Annotated in this window: 21 protein-coding genes and 1 pseudogene; 8 read left to right on the top strand and 14 right to left on the bottom strand. The window is 68.9% G+C overall.

All coding sequences use genetic code 11. The features are described 5' to 3' along the window. From ACZ7NC_RS28045 to ACZ7NC_RS28035, 3 genes and pseudogenes are all read right to left on the bottom strand, one after another. Positions 1 to 210, bottom strand: a pseudogene (locus tag ACZ7NC_RS28045) (TetR/AcrR family transcriptional regulator); the annotation flags it as partial. Continuing rightward, entirely contained in the window at positions 207 to 806 is a 600-nt protein-coding gene (locus ACZ7NC_RS28040) for a TetR/AcrR family transcriptional regulator (RefSeq protein ID WP_471492243.1), read from the bottom strand. The gene ACZ7NC_RS28040 and the pseudogene ACZ7NC_RS28045, both read right to left, overlap by 4 nt. Before the next feature lie 29 nt (positions 807 to 835). Beyond that, entirely contained in the window at positions 836 to 1855 is a 1020-nt protein-coding gene (locus ACZ7NC_RS28035; RefSeq protein WP_471492242.1) for an aldo/keto reductase, read from the bottom strand. A 171-nt stretch (positions 1856 to 2026) separates the two neighbouring features. On the opposite strand from ACZ7NC_RS28035, the gene ACZ7NC_RS28030 reads away from it, so the two are divergent. Next, positions 2027 to 3073, top strand: coding sequence for a chitinase (locus ACZ7NC_RS28030; protein ID WP_471492241.1), 1047 nt, complete (start codon positions 2027 to 2029; stop codon positions 3071 to 3073). Between the two features lie 260 nt (positions 3074 to 3333). Here the strand turns inward: ACZ7NC_RS28030 and ACZ7NC_RS28025 are convergent, their stop codons facing one another. The 3 genes from ACZ7NC_RS28025 to ACZ7NC_RS28015 all read right to left on the bottom strand — a co-directional run bounded on the left by ACZ7NC_RS28025 (position 3334) and on the right by ACZ7NC_RS28015 (position 6194). Next, complete coding sequence (locus tag ACZ7NC_RS28025; protein WP_471492240.1) at positions 3334 to 3993, bottom strand: maltokinase N-terminal cap-like domain-containing protein; 660 nt, start codon at positions 3991 to 3993, stop codon at positions 3334 to 3336. A 60-nt stretch (positions 3994 to 4053) separates the two neighbouring features. After that, positions 4054 to 4665, bottom strand: a complete 612-nt coding sequence (locus ACZ7NC_RS28020; RefSeq protein WP_471492239.1) for a LysE family translocator — start codon at positions 4663 to 4665, stop codon at positions 4054 to 4056. Positions 4666 to 4811: 146 nt separating this feature from the next. After that, entirely contained in the window at positions 4812 to 6194 is a 1383-nt protein-coding gene (locus ACZ7NC_RS28015; protein ID WP_471492238.1) for a glycine--tRNA ligase, read from the bottom strand. Between the two features lie 162 nt (positions 6195 to 6356). Here ACZ7NC_RS28015 and ACZ7NC_RS28010 point away from each other — a divergent pair, with 162 nt between their 5' ends. The 5 genes from ACZ7NC_RS28010 to ACZ7NC_RS27990 all read left to right on the top strand — a co-directional run bounded on the left by ACZ7NC_RS28010 (position 6357) and on the right by ACZ7NC_RS27990 (position 10029). Continuing rightward, positions 6357 to 7319 carry a metal ABC transporter substrate-binding protein gene (locus ACZ7NC_RS28010; RefSeq protein WP_471492237.1) on the top strand — a complete coding sequence of 321 codons (963 nt, stop codon included), beginning with the start codon at positions 6357 to 6359 and terminating at the stop codon, positions 7317 to 7319. A gap of 36 nt (positions 7320 to 7355) precedes the next feature. After that, the gene (locus ACZ7NC_RS28005; protein WP_471492236.1) at positions 7356 to 8123 is read left to right on the top strand and encodes a metal ABC transporter ATP-binding protein; all 768 of its coding nucleotides are present in this window, start codon (positions 7356 to 7358) and stop codon (positions 8121 to 8123) included. Further along, positions 8123 to 9025, top strand: coding sequence for a metal ABC transporter permease (locus ACZ7NC_RS28000; RefSeq protein WP_471492235.1), 903 nt, complete (start codon positions 8123 to 8125; stop codon positions 9023 to 9025). Before ACZ7NC_RS28005 ends, ACZ7NC_RS28000 begins: the two co-directional genes overlap by 1 nt. A gap of 60 nt (positions 9026 to 9085) precedes the next feature. Continuing rightward, positions 9086 to 9502, top strand: coding sequence for a Fur family transcriptional regulator (locus ACZ7NC_RS27995; protein ID WP_471492234.1), 417 nt, complete (start codon positions 9086 to 9088; stop codon positions 9500 to 9502). Positions 9503 to 9636: 134 nt separating this feature from the next. After that, the gene (locus tag ACZ7NC_RS27990) at positions 9637 to 10029 is read left to right on the top strand and encodes a hypothetical protein (RefSeq protein ID WP_471492233.1); all 393 of its coding nucleotides are present in this window, start codon (positions 9637 to 9639) and stop codon (positions 10027 to 10029) included. A gap of 81 nt (positions 10030 to 10110) precedes the next feature. Here ACZ7NC_RS27990 and ACZ7NC_RS27985 read toward each other — a convergent pair whose 3' ends face one another. From ACZ7NC_RS27985 to ACZ7NC_RS27960, 6 genes are read right to left on the bottom strand one after another with little or no spacing between them, the layout of a single operon-like run. Continuing rightward, entirely contained in the window at positions 10111 to 10950 is an 840-nt protein-coding gene (locus ACZ7NC_RS27985) for an isoprenyl transferase (RefSeq protein ID WP_471492232.1), read from the bottom strand. A 16-nt stretch (positions 10951 to 10966) separates the two neighbouring features. Further along, entirely contained in the window at positions 10967 to 11713 is a 747-nt protein-coding gene (gene recO, locus ACZ7NC_RS27980; protein WP_471492231.1) for a DNA repair protein RecO, read from the bottom strand. Next, entirely contained in the window at positions 11710 to 11841 is a 132-nt protein-coding gene (locus tag ACZ7NC_RS27975) for a hypothetical protein (protein ID WP_471492230.1), read from the bottom strand. Before ACZ7NC_RS27975 ends, recO begins: the two co-directional genes overlap by 4 nt. Positions 11842 to 11867: 26 nt before the next feature. Next, positions 11868 to 12488 carry a DUF1266 domain-containing protein gene (locus tag ACZ7NC_RS27970; protein ID WP_471492229.1) on the bottom strand — a complete coding sequence of 207 codons (621 nt, stop codon included), beginning with the start codon at positions 12486 to 12488 and terminating at the stop codon, positions 11868 to 11870. Between the two features lie 30 nt (positions 12489 to 12518). Next, a complete protein-coding gene (locus ACZ7NC_RS27965) occupies positions 12519 to 12734 on the bottom strand; it encodes a hypothetical protein (RefSeq protein ID WP_383410412.1) in 216 nt (71 codons plus the stop codon). Continuing rightward, positions 12731 to 12964, bottom strand: coding sequence for a hypothetical protein (locus ACZ7NC_RS27960; protein WP_471492228.1), 234 nt, complete (start codon positions 12962 to 12964; stop codon positions 12731 to 12733). The genes ACZ7NC_RS27965 and ACZ7NC_RS27960 overlap by 4 nt, the downstream gene beginning before the upstream one ends. A gap of 86 nt (positions 12965 to 13050) precedes the next feature. Between ACZ7NC_RS27960 and ACZ7NC_RS27955 the strand changes: the two genes are divergently transcribed. Next, complete coding sequence (locus ACZ7NC_RS27955; protein ID WP_471492227.1) at positions 13051 to 13884, top strand: helix-turn-helix domain-containing protein; 834 nt, start codon at positions 13051 to 13053, stop codon at positions 13882 to 13884. Beyond that, positions 13866 to 14141, top strand: a complete 276-nt coding sequence (locus tag ACZ7NC_RS27950; RefSeq protein ID WP_471492226.1) for a DUF397 domain-containing protein — start codon at positions 13866 to 13868, stop codon at positions 14139 to 14141. The genes ACZ7NC_RS27955 and ACZ7NC_RS27950 overlap by 19 nt, the downstream gene beginning before the upstream one ends. On the opposite strand, the gene ACZ7NC_RS27945 is transcribed toward ACZ7NC_RS27950, so the two are convergent. Together ACZ7NC_RS27945 and ACZ7NC_RS27940 are read right to left on the bottom strand one after the other, a co-directional pair. Continuing rightward, the gene (locus tag ACZ7NC_RS27945) at positions 14125 to 15012 is read right to left on the bottom strand and encodes a DUF6879 family protein (protein ID WP_471492225.1); all 888 of its coding nucleotides are present in this window, start codon (positions 15010 to 15012) and stop codon (positions 14125 to 14127) included. The two genes, ACZ7NC_RS27950 and ACZ7NC_RS27945, sit on opposite strands and share 17 nt — an antisense overlap. Before the next feature lie 105 nt (positions 15013 to 15117). Further along, positions 15118 to 16089 (bottom strand): SCO2521 family protein, encoded by a 972-nt coding sequence (locus ACZ7NC_RS27940; protein WP_471492224.1) that lies wholly within the window; start codon positions 16087 to 16089, stop codon positions 15118 to 15120. Position 16090 lies beyond the last annotated feature (1 nt).

Genomic DNA, 16090 nt, shown 5'->3' with positions numbered 1-16090 from the left:
CCGGATCAACAGCTCCACCAGCACCTCGAACTCCCCCTCCACACCCGGCTGCTCCCACTCCCCGGCGTAGCGCGGGTCGTGGAAGCGGTCCGTCGCACGGAAGAGGGCTCCGGCCGTGGCGGCCGGGTCACGAGATCGACGTCCGGCCCGGGCCCGGTCACCTACCTCGGCCGCACAACGAGCGACCTGGACCCTCCAATGCCGGCTCAACCCCGAGCCCGCAACCCCCGGATCAACAGCTCCACCAGCACCTCGAACTCCCCCTCCACACCCGGCTGCTCCCACTCCCCGGCGTAGCGCGGGTCGTGGAAGCGGTCCGTCGCGCGGAAGAGGGCTGCGGCCGTGGCGGCCGGGTTCTCGGCGGTGAAGGCGCCCGAGTCGGCTCCCGTACGGACTATCTCGGTGAGCTGGCCGGTGAGTTCGGTGATGTGCTCGCTGACAACCGTCTCGGCGGTCTCGGTGGTCAGCACCGAGTACGTGGCGAACAGCTCCGGGTCGTCGAACGCCTTGCGGCGCTTGGCGGCGAAGAGTGCCGCGAGCCACTCGCGCACCCGGGTCTCCGGGTCAAGGTCCGGGGCGCCGACGATCGCCGCCAGCACCCCCGTCGTACGGTCCAGCCACCTCTTCGTCACCGCCTCCCGCAGCGCGGTCTTGGTGCGGAAGTGCCGGTAGACGCTGCCATGGCTGACGCCGAGCGCGCGGGCCACGTCGACCACGGTGGCCTTGGCCGGGCCGTGGCGGCGCAGCACCTCCTCGGTGGCTTCGAGGATGCGCTCGGCGGTCAGGGTCTGGGGCGTCGGTGACATGACCTAGACCGTACCGGGCACGTCGGCGGTCACTTGCTGCCCAGGTGAGCCATCTGCGCGGCCGGATAGCGATCGCCCGCCGCCGCGTCCGCCGGCACCGTCCGCTCGATCTCCGTCAGGTCGGCCTCGTCCAGCGTGACGTCCAGCGCGCCCAGCGACTCGGTGAGCCGCTCGCGGGTGCGGGCGCCGACGAGCGGCACGATGTCGTCGTTGTGCTGCGAGCCCCGCGAGAGCACCCAGGCGATGGCGATCTGGGCGACGGAGACGCCCTTGCGCTCGGCGATCTTCCGCAGCGCCTCGACCAGGTTCAGGTTGTGCTGGAGGTTCTCGCCCTGGAAGCGGGGCGACATCGCCCGGAAGTCGTTCGCGGCGAGCTGCCGGTCGCGGGTGAAGTGGCCGGAGATCAGACCGCGGGACAGGACGCCGTAGGCCGTGATGGAGATGCCCAGCTCACGGGTGGTCGGCAGGACGGACTCCTCGATGCCGCGGGAGATCAGGGAGTACTCGATCTGCACATCGGAGATCGGCGCGGTGGCGGCGGCCCGGCGGATCGTCTCGGCGCCGACCTCGCTGAGGCCCACATGCCGGACGTACCCCTGCTCGATCAGTTCCGAGATCGCGCCGACCGTCTCCTCGATCGGTACGTCGGGGTCGAGCCGCGCGATCCGGTAGACGTCGATGTGGTCGACGCCGAGGCGCTGGAGGGAGTAGGCGGCGAAGTTCTTCACGGCGGCCGGGCGGCCGTCGTATCCGGACCAGCCGCCGGCCGGGTCGCGCAGCGCGCCGAACTTCACGCTGACCAGGGCCTGTTCACGCAGCGCCGCGGGCGCCGTGCGCAGAGCCTCGCCGATCAGCATCTCGTTGTGGCCCATGGCGTAGAAGTCGCCGGTGTCGAGCAGCGTCACGCCCGCTTCGAGGGCGGCGTGGACGGTGGCGATCGACTCGGTCCGGTCCGCGTCGCCGTACAGCGCGGACATGCCCATGCAGCCGAGGCCGAGGGCGGAGACCTGGGGGCCGGTGGTTCCGAGGGTGCGGGTTTGCATCGTCATGCCTCCACCATGCCCTAACAGCTGACAGATTTCAATATCTGTCATTCCATACGTTCCCGTTCCCCTCCCCCTTCCCCATTCCTGGTCCAGACCTATTGACGAAAGGTCTGGACCACGAGAACTGTCATGCCTACGACATCGCCCGCCCCGACCCCCACCGGGAGGCCCCGTATGCTCCGCCGCGCCCTGCGCCTGCTCGCCGCCGCACTGGCGACCGCCTGTCTCACCCAGCTCCCCGTCGCGACCAGCGCCTCCGCCGCCGACACCTGCGCCGTGAAGTCGAAGCCGTCCGGCAAGGTCCTCCAGGGCTACTGGGAGAACTGGGACGGCGCGGCCAACGGCGTCCACCCACCCTTCGGCTGGACCCCGATCACCGACTCCCGCATCCCCGCGCACGGCTACAACGTGATCAACGCGGCGTTCCCGGTCATCCGCTCCGACGGGACGGCCCTGTGGGAGGACGGCATGGACAGCGGGGTGAAGGTGGCCACCCCGGCCGAGATGTGCGCGGCGAAGGCCTCCGGCCGGACGATCCTGCTCTCGATCGGCGGCGCGACGGCCGGCATCGACCTCAACTCGACCGCCGTGGCGGACAGGTTCGTCGCGACGATCGTCCCGATCCTGAAGAAGTACAACTTCGACGGCATCGACATAGACATCGAGACAGGCCTGGTCGGCAGCGGGAACATCAGCCAACTCTCCACGTCCCAGGCCAACCTGATCCGCATCATCGACGGGGTGCTGGCCCAGATGCCGTCGAACTTCGGCCTGACGATGGCCCCGGAGACGGCGTACGTCACGGGCGGCAGCGTGGTCTACGGCTCGATCTGGGGCGCGTATCTCCCCGTCATCAAGAAGTACGCCGACAACGGCCGCCTGTGGTGGCTGAACATGCAGTACTACAACGGCAGCATGTACGGCTGCTCCGGCGACTCCTACTCCGCCGGAACCGTCGCGGGCTTCACCGCCCAGACCGACTGCCTCAACAAGGGCCTGGTCGTGCAGGGTACGACCATCAAGGTGCCGTACGACAAGCAGGTACCGGGCCTGCCCGCACAGTCGGGCGCGGGCGGCGGCTACATGTCACCGCCCCTGGTCGCAGAGGCCTGGCGGCACTACGGCAGCTCGCTCAAGGGCCTGATGACCTGGTCGATCAACTGGGACGGCTCGAAGAACTGGACCTTCGGCGACAACGTCAGGTTGCTACAGGGCCGCTGACCCCCGGGGCGGGCAGGCCCCGCAGTACGCACCGATGGAGCCGCGCCCCGTCCCCGCCGCCCCCCTCCATGCCGGGATCACCGCCCCCTGCTCGCCCTCGCCGGCCGCGTACCGGGAGGCCGGGAGGACGGCACGGGTGACCAAGCCGCGCCCCCTGAAGGGCGGATAGCGACTCAACTGCTCGTTCTCGCCCGCGAGGTGCGCCTCCGCGTCGCCGGGCGCGGCGGGGACAGCCTCACGATTCCTCGGACAGCTTCACCTCACGCGTCGGCGTGCAGCGTGCCGAACACCCCCTGGACGCGGGTGCCGTCCGGCAGTTGCCAGGTACCGCCGAAGTGGCCTACGGCGCCCTCGGGGAGGAGCGACGCGCCCTGCGGTACGGGCCTCAGCACCCGGTGCAGTCGCAGGGTCGTGCCGTCCGGCGCGGTCAGCCGGGTGCCGCCCGCCTCGTCCTCGGCGACCGGGGCCGTCACCTGCTCCGCCGGCAGCCCGGGACCGGCGTAGGAGCGGGTGACCTCCCGGTCGACGGTGTCGGTCACGCTCTGCGCCTGGGCCGGGGCCCGCCCCTCGATCAGGGCCCACAACTCGGCGACCAGCACCGGGTCGTGGCAGCCGTCGTAGACCCAGCGGCGCCCCAGCACCCCGTGCTCCGTGGTCCCGACGAGGGCGTGTTCCGCGCCGTCGAGAGGGGCGCCGCGATAGGTCAGCGGCACCAGGTAGCTGACCGACTCGGGACCCGTGTCATCGGTGGTCACCATGAACTCGATCCCGACCTCGCCCGCCGGGTCGTCCAGCCGGAACCCGCCGGACTTGGCGAGCCGGGGTTCACTGGCACCGACGTACCAAGGGCGGGTCGGCAGCCATGAGGTGAGCAGTTCCAGCTTGGTCGGTTCGAGGGTGGTGCGATGGATGATGGCCATGCCGAAGGCTCTCATGGGGATCTGAGACCCCGATACGCCTTTTCGATCAAGTTCCGGATTCTAGCGGGCGGTGACCGCAAGCTTCGCGCCCAGCGCAAGGAACGACCCCGCGAAGGTCCGCCGCAGCCACGTCATCACCCGGGGCCGGGAGGTGACATGGCTGCGCACGGAGGCCGCGAGGATGCCGTACGCCGCGAAGACCACGAACGTCGCCAGCATGAACACACCGCTCAGCGCCAGCATGCGCGGCACGGCGTTCGCCTCGCCCGGGTCGACGAACTGCGGCAGGAAGGCGAAGAAGAACATCGTCAGCTTCGGGTTGAGGATGTTGATCAGCACGCCTCGCACGATCACCCGCCCCGAGGAGAGCGGCGCGGCCGTCTCGTCCACCGCGATGGCGTCCTTGTCCTTGAGCGTCGCCCACGCCATGTAGAAGAGGTAGGCGACACCGGCGTACTTGAGGATCTGGAAGGCGGTCGCACTCGCGTGCAGCAGCGCGGCGACACCGGTGACGGTGGCCAGCATGTGCGGGACGATGCCGAGGGTGCATCCGAAGGCGGCGACGACGCTCGCGCGACGGCCGCGGGAGAGCGCGGCGGCGAGTGTGTAGACGACGCCGGTGCCGGGGGTGGCGACCACGACGAGGGTGGTGAGGAGGAAGGCGAGGCTCATGCCGCCCAGCCTTGTGCCGCCGCACCTCGCGAAACAGGGCCAATCAATGACCTGGCTGCCGGACCAATCGGCACCGCCGGGCGGGGGCGATAAACGCCGAGTTCCCCGCACCCTCAGGGGCGCGGGGAACCTACCCGCGAACGCACCTAGCAGCCGACGAGCCTGCTCGCCAGGTAACCCTCGATCTGGTCGAGAGAGATGCGCTCCTGCTTCATCGAGTCGCGCTCACGCACCGTCACCGCGTTGTCCTCGAGCGTGTCGAAGTCGACCGTCACGCAGTACGGCGTGCCGATCTCGTCCTGGCGGCGGTAGCGGCGGCCGATGGCGCCGGCGTCGTCGAACTCGATGTTCCAGTTCTGGCGCAGCGCCTGGGCGAGGCCCTTGGCCTTCGGGGAGAGCTCGGGGTTACGGGAGAGCGGGAGCACCGCGACCTTCACGGGGGCCAGCCTGTGGTCCAGGCGCAGCACCGTGCGCTTCTCCATCTTGCCCTTGGCGTTGGGCGCCTCGTCCTCGACATAGGCGTCGAGCAGGAACGCCAGCATCGCGCGGCCGACACCGGCCGCCGGCTCGATGACATACGGCGTCCAGCGCTCGCCCGCCTCCTGGTCGTAGTAGGCAAGGTCCTGGCCGGAGGCCTTGGAGTGGGCGGTCAGGTCGTAGTCGGTGCGGTTGGCCACACCCTCCAGCTCACCCCACTCGCTGCCGCCGAACTGGAAGCGGTACTCGATGTCCGCCGTGCGCTTCGAGTAGTGGGAGAGCTTCTCCTTCGGGTGCTCGTACCAGCGCATGTTCTCCTCACGGAGACCCAGGCCCGTGTACCAGTTCCAGCGCTGCTCCATCCAGTACTCCTGCCACTTCTCGTCCTCGCCCGGCTTGACGAAGAACTCCATCTCCATCTGCTCGAACTCACGGGTGCGGAAGATGAAGTTGCCGGGCGTGATCTCGTTGCGGAAGGACTTGCCCATCTGCGCGATGCCGAACGGCGGCTTGCGGCGCGAGGTCGTCTGCACCAGGCCGAAGTTGGTGAAGATGCCCTGGGCGGTCTCGGGGCGCAGGTAGGCGATGGAGCCGCTGTCCTGGGTCGGGCCGAGGTGGGTGGAGAGGAGCCCCGAGAACTGCTTCGGCTCGGTGAACTGGCCCTTGTTGCCGCAGTGCGGGCAGTTCACGTCCGCGAGGCCGTTCTCCGGCATACGGCCGTGCTTGGCCTCGTACGCCTCTTCCAGGTGGTCGGCGCGGAACCGCTTGTGGCAGGAGGTGCACTCGGTCAGCGGGTCCGTGAAAGTGGCGACGTGACCGGAGGCGACCCAGACCTCGGGGGCCAGGATCACGGACGAGTCGATACCGACGACGTCCTCGCGCGACGTCACCATGTAGCGCCACCACTGGCGCTTGAGGTTCTCCTTGAGCTCGACACCCAGCGGCCCGTAGTCCCAGGCGGCGCGCTGGCCGCCGTAGATCTCACTGCAGGGGAATACGAAGCCACGGCGCTTGCTCAGGCTGACGATGGTGTCGATCTTGTCGGCGGCCACGGTGCTCTCTTCATTACGACGACGGGCGACGAAGCGAGGCGCTTCACAGCGAATGCTTCAGGGTACCGGCGGGGCCTCCCCCTCAACCAAATCGGTAGCCCTCTGTGGACGGCCGCTCACGCTTGTTGACAACCGTTTCCAACTTCGCTGAAAATGACTGTCATGAACGTACGACGACCTCATATATCCGCGATCGCCCTCGCGGCCGTCACCACACTCGGCATCGGCACGCTCTCCGCCTGCTCCTCGGACAGCGAGGCGGCGGGCAACACGGACAAGTTCGACGTCGTCGCGTCGTTCTACCCGATGGCGTTCCTCGCCGAGCAGATCGGCGGCGACCATGTGAAGGTCTCCAGTCTGACCCAACCCGGCCAGGAACCGCACGACCTCGAGGTCAGCGCCCAGCAGCGCGCGCAGATCGAGGAGTCCGACGCCGCCCTCTATCTCAAGGGCCTCCAGCCCGCCGTCGACGAGGCCGTCACGCAGTCCGGCGTCAAGACCAAGATCGACGCCGCCGCGCTCACCAAGCTCGAGGACCACGGCAACCTGGAGGACAGCCACGAGCACGAGGGCGAGGAGGCGCACTCCGAGGAGGAGGAGCACGCCCGCGACCCGCACATCTGGCTGGACCCGGTGAAGTACGCCGAGGTCGCCGAGGGTGTCGCCAAGGCCTTCGAGAAGGCCGACCCGGACCACGCCGCGGACTACAAGAAGAACGCCGAAGCGCTGGTCAAGAAGCTCGACGAGCTCAACGCCCAGTTCGCGGACGGCCTGAAGAACACCAAGAGCAAGGTCTTCTTCACCAACCACGCCGCCTTCGGCTACCTCGCCGAGCGCTACGGCCTCACCCAGGAGGCCATCGCCGGTCTCGACCCGGAGAGCGAGCCCAGCCCGGCCCGGATCAAGGAGCTCCGCGACGAGGCCAAGGCCGACGGCGTCACCACCGTCTTCTACGAGACACTCGTGTCCGACAAGACCGCGAAGACCCTCGCCGGCGACGCGGGCCTGAAGACGGACGTCCTCGATCCGCTGGAGGGCATCACCGACAAGTCCAAGGGCGACGACTACTTCGCGGTCATGGAGGCCAATCTCACGGCCCTGAAGTCCGCCCTGGGCACCAAGTGAGCGACCTACGCAAGTGATCGACCTACGGAGGACGGCATGAACGAGCCCGTCATATCGCTGCGCGGCGTACGCGCCGAGCTGGGTTCGCGCCCCGTCCTGCGCGGCATCGACCTCACCGTGCGCCACGGTGAGGTCGTCGCGCTGCTCGGCGCCAACGGCTCGGGCAAGTCGACGGCCGTGCGCAGCGTCATCGGCCAGGTGCCGGTCAGCGCCGGCGAGATCGAGCTGTTCGGCACCCCGCGGGCCCGGTTCCGCGACTGGGCGCGGGTGGGCTACGTCCCGCAGCGCACGACGGCCGCCGGCGGTGTGCCCGCCACGGTCGGCGAGGTCGTCTCCTCGGGCCGCCTCTCGCGCACCCGCTTCGGCGTCTTCCGCAAGGCCGACCACGCCGCCGTGCGCCACGCCCTGGAGCTCGTCGGCATGGCGGACCGGGTGAAGGACTCCGTGAACGCCCTCTCCGGCGGCCAGCACCAGCGCGTGCTCATAGCCCGCGCCCTGGCCTCCGAGCCTCAACTGCTGATCATGGACGAGCCGATGGCGGGCGTGGACCTGGCCAGCCAGGAGGTGCTCGCGCGGACGCTCAGGGAGCAGGTCGCGGCCGGTGCGACGGTGCTGCTCGTGCTGCATGAGCTGGGCCCCCTGGAGCCCCTGATCGACCGGGCGGTCGTACTGCGTGACGGCTGCGTGACGCACGACGGGCCGCCCCCGAAGGCCGTCGGCCAGCACGCGCTGCCCGGCCACGACCATGTACACCCGCACGCGGCTCACGACGCCGAACCGATCCGGACGGGGCTGCTGAGCTGATGGACTTCCTGAACTACGACTTCATGCAGCGGGCGCTGCTCGCCGCCGTGCTGGTCGGCATCACCGCCCCCGCCGTCGGCATCTACCTCGTTCAGCGCCGCCAGGCCTTGATGGGCGACGGAATCGGCCATGTCGCGATGACCGGCGTGGGCCTCGGCTTCCTGCTGTCCTGGTCGCCGGTGTGGATGGCGACGCTGGTCTCGGTGCTCGGCGCGGTCCTCATGGAGCTGATCCGCTGGTACGGCAAGACCCGCGGCGACATCGCCCTCGCGATGCTCTTCTACGGCGGCATGGCCGGCGGTGTGATGTTCATCAACCTCGCACCGAACGGCTCTAACGCCAACCTGACCTCGTACCTCTTCGGCTCCCTCTCCACGGTGAGCGAGTCGGACGTGACGGCGATCATCCTGCTGGCCGCCTTCGTGGTGCTGGTCACCCTCGGGCTGCGCCGGCAGCTGTTCGCGGTGAGCCAGGACGAGGAGTTCGCGCGGGTCACGGGCCTTCCGGTGCGTGCCCTGAACCTGCTGACGGCGATCACCGCGGCGGTGACGGTGACGGTCGCGATGCGGGTGGTCGGCCTGCTGCTGGTGAGCGCGCTGATGGTGGTGCCGGTGGCGGCGGCGCAGCAGCTGACCCGCAGCTTCGCGGCGACGTTCGCCATCGCCGTCGCGATCGGCATCACGGTGACGATCGGCGGCACGGTCACCTCGTACTACCAGGACGTGCCGCCCGGCGCGACGATCGTGCTGCTCACCATCGGCGCGTTCATCGCGCTGACCGCGCTGGCGACCCCGCTGGCCCGGCGCAGGGCCCGTGCCCTGACGGCCGCGCAGCCCTCCGGAGACCCGGCGGAGTGCGCGATTCCGGCCAGCAGGGAGAGCGACGGGAAGATGAGCGTCTGACCGCTCCCGATCCGGGCTGGCACAATGGCCCGGCAAGGCGCAGACGTGAGGAGGCAACCGGTGACGACGGCAGGACCGCCCGTGAAGGGCCGAGCCACCCGGCAGCGTGCAGCCGTGGCGGCCGCCCTTGACGAGGTCGACGAGTTCCGCAGTGCGCAGGAGCTCCACGACATGCTCAAGCACAAGGGCGACTCGGTCGGGCTCACCACGGTCTACCGCACGCTCCAGTCCCTCGCCGACGCCGGCGAGGTCGATGTCCTGCGCACCTCCGACGGAGAGTCGGTGTACCGCCGCTGCTCGTCCGGCGAGCACCACCATCACCTGGTCTGCCGTGTCTGCGGCAAGGCGGTCGAGGTCGAGGGCCCGGCCGTGGAGAAGTGGGCGGACGCCATCGCGGCGGAGCACGGCTTTGTGAACGTGGCCCACACGGTGGAGATCTTCGGTACGTGCGCGGAGTGCGCGGCGGCCAACGGCTGAGCAAATCCGGCCAGTTGGCCAAAACATGAACACCCAGTTACCTGTTCGTGATCATACGTTTGTATGATCATTTATGGCTCCTGCGACCACAGGAGCCGCACAGAACAGGGGAGAACAACTTGAGACTGGGACGTATGGCAGGTGTGGCCGCTGCGAGCGCCGCGCTCGTGATGGCTGTCGCGAACTCCGCGGTGGCCGCCGACCACACCATGCACACGGGGGATGCCTGGGGGAACGTGCCTGGCGTCGACTGGAGCGGCACCGGCTTCTTCAACGAGTACGGTGACGTTGTCACGATCAAGGACAACGACGCCGACGGCCGCGGTGTCACGATGAACGTGTACATCGGCAGCCCGAGCGGCAACCCGCGCTACTCCTTCACGGTCGGCGGCGAGGGCAACACCGCCACCAAGAAGGCCAGCATGGGCGGCAAGTACGACCTGCCGGAGAACACCCGCATCGGCTTCAAGTTCTGCCGCGCGCCTGACGGCGAGTGCAAGGACTACACGTTCCTCAACGACAACTGATGTCGGCCTGAGCAGAACCGCGAACGGCCCCGCTCCACTTCGGTGGAGCGGGGCCGTTCCCGTGCGTCTGCGTCCGGGGGGTCAGCCCTCCTCGGGGCGGCCCTCCATGGCGAGCAGTTCCTCGTTCGGGATCGCGCCGCCGAACCGCCGGTCGCGCGAGGCGAACTCCACGCACGCGCGCCACAGGTCACGCCGGTCGAAGTCCGGCCACAGCACGTCCTGGAAGACCATCTCGGCGTAAGCGCTCTGCCAGAGAAGGTAGTTGGAGGTGCGCTGCTCACCGCTCGGGCGCAGGAACAGGTCCACGTCCGGCATGTCCGGGTAGTACATGTACTTGGCGAAGGTCTTCTCGTTGACCTTCGACGGGTCCAGCCGCCCGGCCTTCACATCCTCGGCGAGGGCCTGCGCGGCGTCCGCGATCTCGGCCCGGCCGCCGTAGTTCATGCAGAAGTACAGCGTCAGCTTGTCGTTGTCCTTGGTCTGCTCCTGAGCGATCTGGAGCTCCTTGGCGACGGACTTCCACAGCTTGGGCATCCGGCCGACCCACCGCACCCGGATCCCCAGCTCGTCGAGCTGGTCGCGGGTCTTGCGGATGAAGTCACGGTTGAAGTTCATCAGGAAGCGCACCTCGTCGGGCGAGCGCTTCCAGTTCTCGGTGGAGAAGGCGTACAGCGAGATCGCCCCCACACCCATCTCGACCGCGCCCTGGAGGACGTCCAGCACCCGCTCGGCACCGACCTTGTGGCCCTCGGTGCGCGGCAGCCCGCGCTCCTTCGCCCAGCGGCCGTTCCCGTCCATGACGATCGCCACATGCTTCGGAATCAGCTCGCCCGGCAGCTTCGGCGCGCGGGCGCCGGACGGGTGCGGCTCCGGCGCCTTGTACTCGCGTCGCCGACGCCCCAGGAACCCACTCACGGCCATGTGCTTGTCGTCTCCCTTACTTTTCCACGTACCGAAGCGAACGCAGCCCGCGCTCCAGGTGCCAGTGCAGATAGGCCGACACCAGCCCGCTGCCCTCCCGGACGTACCGCGGCTCGCAGGCGTCCGCCGTCTCCCAGTCTCCCGTAAGCAGCGCACCGAGCAGTTCCAGTGTCTGCGGGGACGGTACGACGCTACCGGGCACCCGGCAGTCGACACAGACCGAGCCCCCGGAGGCGACCGAGAAGAAGCGGTTGGGTCCGGGCATGCCGCATTTCGCACAGTCGCTGAAGGTGGGGGCGTAGCCGTTGACGGCGAGGGAGCGGAGCAGGAACGCGTCAAGAACGAGGTGCGGGGCGTGCTCGCCGCGTGCGAGCGTCCGCAGGGCGCCGACGAGCAGCAGATACTGCTGCACGGCCGGCTCGCCCTCATGGTCGGTGAACCGCTCGGCGGTCTCCAGCATGGCCGTCCCGGCGGTGTAGCGGGCGTAGTCGCTGACGATCCCGCCGCCGTACGGAGCGATGGTCTCGCTCTGCGTGCACAGCGGCAGACCACGCCCGATCAGCTCGCTCCCCCGCGCGAAGAACTGCACGTCGACATGGGAGAACGGTTCGAGCCGAGCACCGAACTTCGACTTGGTCCGCCGCACCCCCCGGGCCACGGCCCGCACCCGCCCGTGCCCACGAGTGAGCAGCGTGATGATCCGGTCCGCTTCCCCGAGTTTCTGGGTGCGCAGCACGATGCCGTCATCCCGGAAGAGACTCATCGCAGGCCTCCACGGGCTTTCGGCCGGGGGTCCGGGGGGTGCCCCCCGGGGCAGCACAGCATGATCCGGTCCGCCTCGCCCAGCTTCTGGGTGCGCAGCACGATGCCGTCGTCGCGGAACAGGCTCATGGGTTCATTCTCGCGTACGGCAGGGGTCAGCGGGTGCGGTCGGGGTGGCTTATGGCGTCCCAGGGGGCCATGTTCCAAGGGCTGGAACGATTCGCCGGGTCCAGCAGGGAGCGCAGATGCTCATCGGCGACCTCCTGCGACGCCGGGGGCCGGGGTTCCTCCGTGCCGCGCAGCCCGTCCCGCCAGACCTGCCGCCCGAGCAGATAGTGAGCGGCGTACTCGTGCCAGGAGCCGTACGTCCCCACCACCGCCGGCACGATGTTCTTCAGCGCGGTCCACGCCTCGTCCTCGCCGATCAGCCCGCAGGCGAAGCCCCGGCGGGCGATGTCGACGTACAGCGCGGCGTCCCAGGCGAGCGGCGCGACACCGGTGAGCCGGTACGCCCTGGCCCGGTAGCCGGTACGGGACAGCTCGTCGAGCCGGCCGACCAGCTGCTCCCGCGAGGTGATCTCCCACTGGTCGGCCAGCCGGCGCCGGGCGCTGTCGTCGTCGATCCGCGCGTACGGGTACAGCGTGGTCCGCGAGGCGCCCCGGTCCCGGCTCACCGGCGCGCTCAGCGCGACCATCCACAGCTGGTGCACGGTGAGCGGCACGGGGTAGCGGCGGGCCGCCTTCACACCGCGCCTTCTCCATCTCCACAAGGCCATGCCGCCGCACCCTACGCACCCGTCCCTACGTCAAGGAACCTCACCCCTGCTCCGTGCGTTCGCGTACGCCGTCGCCGCGCGCAGCCGCTCGGCCGGCGTGGCATTCCTCACCGCCGTCGGCTCGGCGTCCCACTCCTTGCCGCCCCCGTACGGCCTCAGCTGTACATACGGTCCCTCGTGTCCCATCACCACGCCGATCCGACCCGAACGAGTGTCGACGACATAAGCCCCGATCGGCGGCTTCATCGCAACACCGCCGCGAGGCGCTGCGCGGTCTCGACGGAACAGCGGCCCAATTCGACGAGCGGGCAAGGGGCTTCACGCGCAAGACTCGCCGGATCGATCCGGAGTGTCGGCAGCGTAATTCCTGCCCTCTGGAGCACCGCCCGCAATTCCTTCACTGCTTCCTCCGCTTCTTCGACGCAGTGCGCCGAGTGTCGTGCCGTCACCTTGCTCCCCTGCCATTTGGGTTTCACGCATTCCATCTCCATGGTGACCTGCGACGCCTACACTCGGCAGGAGTCTGTGCCCTACAAGTGCGGGGCAGCGCAAGGGGGTTGCCATGGCCAACGGTTCACGTCAGGCGGCTTGGGAGTTCTTCGGGGCGGAACTGAAGCGGCGAAGGGAGAACGCCGGAATCACTCAGGTGGAGTTGGGTTCCCGGGTATTTGTCTCCGGTGGTTACATCGGCCAGTTCGAACAGGCAATTCGAAAGCCGCAATTGGATGTCGCCCAGCGGATCGATGAGGCGCTACAAACCGACGGTATTTTCGAGCGCTTGTGGAAGCGGCTCATCAACGACCGGCGGTACGCGGAATACTTCGCGAAGGCGGCGGAGCTGGAGCGGCTCGCCACGAAGATCTGTGAGTTCGCGCCCGTGCTGGTGCCGGGCCTGCTGCAGACTGCAGGGTACGCGCGGGCGGTGACGCTGGCGATGAACGCGTTCGCGCCTGACGAGTACATCGGCGACAAGGTGTCAGGGCGACTGGAGCGCCAGCACATCCTCAAGGACGCTACACGGCCCGTGTATTGGGTGGTCCTGCACGAAAACGTGCTGCGCATCCCGGTCGGTGGCCCGGAGGTCATGGCGGACCAGCTGGAGCGCGTGGCGGCGATGGCACGGGAGCGCACAGTGCTGATCCAGGTGCTGCCGTACGCGGCTGGGGCGTACGCCCTCATGACCGGTTCGCTGAAGCTGATGGAGTTCGAGGACGCACCGCCAACGGCCTATACAGAAGCCGTGTATTCGGGGAATCTGCTGGACGATCCGGCTGTGGTGAAGCGCGCGTACGCGGCATACGATCTGATCAGGGCCGCCGCGCTGTCGCCGGAGGCGTCCCGGGCCCTGGTCGAGTCGGCGGCGGAGGACTACAGACGATGCGCGAGTACGACCTGAGCAACGCGAGCTGGCGCAAGAGCTCCTACAGCGACGGCAACGGCGGGGACTGCGTCGAGGTCGCGTACGACTTCCCAGGGGCCGCCGCCTGGCGCAAGAGCACCTACAGCGGCGGTAGCGGCGGGGAGGACTGCGTCGAGGTCGCCGACGGAGTCCCCGGTATCGTCCCTGTCCGAGACTCCAAGCTCGCCTCGGACAGTCCCGTACTCCTCATCCCCGCCCACGCCTGGAGCGGTTTCCTCACGTCCCTGAAGTGACCGCCGGCTGGGGCTCGGGCTCGGGGCCCGCCTGTCGCTCCGACTCCGCCCACAGCTTGGCGAACTGGGTGACGCGGTCCTCGATATGGTCCGGCTCGGCGCTCAGCCACGTCTTGTCCGGGTTGGACTCCTGGTCCGGCTTGGTCTCGTAGCACAGCTCGCCGTCGAAGATGATGAAGTCGTCCACCTTGGGGTTCGTCTCCATCAGTGACCGCACCGCGATACGGGCCTCGATGCCGCGCCTGCGTTGGCTCTCGCACAGCGCCCTGAGCTCCGGCGTGACCTCCTCCTCGTACCGCACGACGAACAGACGCCGGATCTCCACGCCCCGCTTCTTGATCGCCTTCTCCTGCGCGGTGAGATACCGCTCGGCGGACCCACTCGTCCAGAACTCCCGGTCCACCGAGGTGCTGGTGGCGTCGACGGTCATCTTGACGCAGTCGGTGATGTCGATCAGCCACTCGTTGTTCTCGCCGGGGCAGTCCGCGCTGCCGCTGCCGAGCCCCTCCATCGTCTTGGCGAGGCGGCCCAGCTCCTTCTCGGCGAAGGCCTGCACGATGTCGCCGCCCTGCTCACGGACCTTGGTGTAGCCGAGGACCAGCCGGGTCACCTCGTCGGAGCGCAGCACCGAACCGTCGACCTGGCTGAACAGCGTCGTCGCGGCGAGGATCTCGTTGAAGCGCCGGTCGACCTTCTCGAACCGCTCCCCGAAGTCGATCAGGAACTGCACGATCAGCGCCGCGCTGCCGATGACGATGGACGCCACCCACTGCCAGATGTTCCCGTCGTCCTCGTTCAGAATGCTGGTCAGCAGGAAGGCGCCACCCGCCGCTCCGGCCGTGATCAGTATCCGCCAGAACATCTTCGGCATGCGCTGATCCTGCCGTGGTGCGACTTGCCCGTTGTTCCCTGCTCCTAACGATGACGCTCCGTTCATGTCTCTTCCCCCGTCGGGTTGGTGGTTCGGTTGCGCCCCTCAGCGTCTGCTCAGTGCCTGTTGCGGTGTCGCTACGGCCTGGAGGGCCAGTCGGTCGCGGATGCGCCGACTGAGGTTCTCCCACTGCCGGGAGAACCCCGGCTTGTCTTCCAGCACGTCCCACAGGTGACCCAGCGCGGGGTCCACGTGTGCGCGCGGCATCCACAGATGCAGCAGATGTACGACGACGGGATGCAGTATGTCGACCACGGAAGGCCCGTCCGTCGCACCGAGCCTGCTGTTGTCAAGCATGTGCTGAACGGTCGTCAAAAGCCAGTCGTGCAGGGCGAGATCTTCGCAAATGCCCGCCGCGGATGCCGCCGGGATGTGCTCCGGCAGCCGTATCTCCATGGTCCGCAGCCCGCCCTCGGCCACGGTGAAGTTCACCAGCGACGCCCGCTCACCGTCGGCTTCGCGTCGCGCGACCCAACGCAGCCTGGTGGGGCTGGACTTGAAGGGCACCCGGCGGTCCAGCAGGGCGTGCCGCCGCAGCCCGGCCAGCAGGCCCTCGGCGATCATCCCGAGGTCCAGCTCACCGCGCCGGGCGCCCCTCAACATGCCTTCCGCCGTGGCCTGTTGGGGTAACTTTCCGAACGGCTCGACCAGTCCGGGCCGTACCAGGTACTGGCCCCAGGGGCGGCGTACGTCGGGCCCGGCGGCCGGGAGGCTGAAGTACGCCGTCGACTGGAGCAGCCGGCCCTCGGTCAGCGCCGCGCGGGCGGCCACCGTACCGACGGCCCGGACCTTGGAGCCGTTGGAGGCGGGCAGCCGGCAGTCCACGCCGGTCAGGATCTCGGGGGAACGGACGTACATGCTGGGCCGTTCGGAGACCCTGACGGGCTCGTCGGCGCGCAGCCGGAGCAGCTGGACGGCCGCCCGGGCGTCCAGCGGCTGGTGGGACGGCAGCAGACAGGTGCGCACCTCGCCGCAGGCGAGGACCGAACGCGCGGGGTGTCCGGGGGCCGCCGTCATC

The sequence above is a fragment of the Streptomyces sp. NPDC111802 genome (assembly GCF_055634335.1).
Note: the sequence above shows the minus strand (reverse complement) of the source record. Positions and strands in the feature narration are given on the sequence as shown.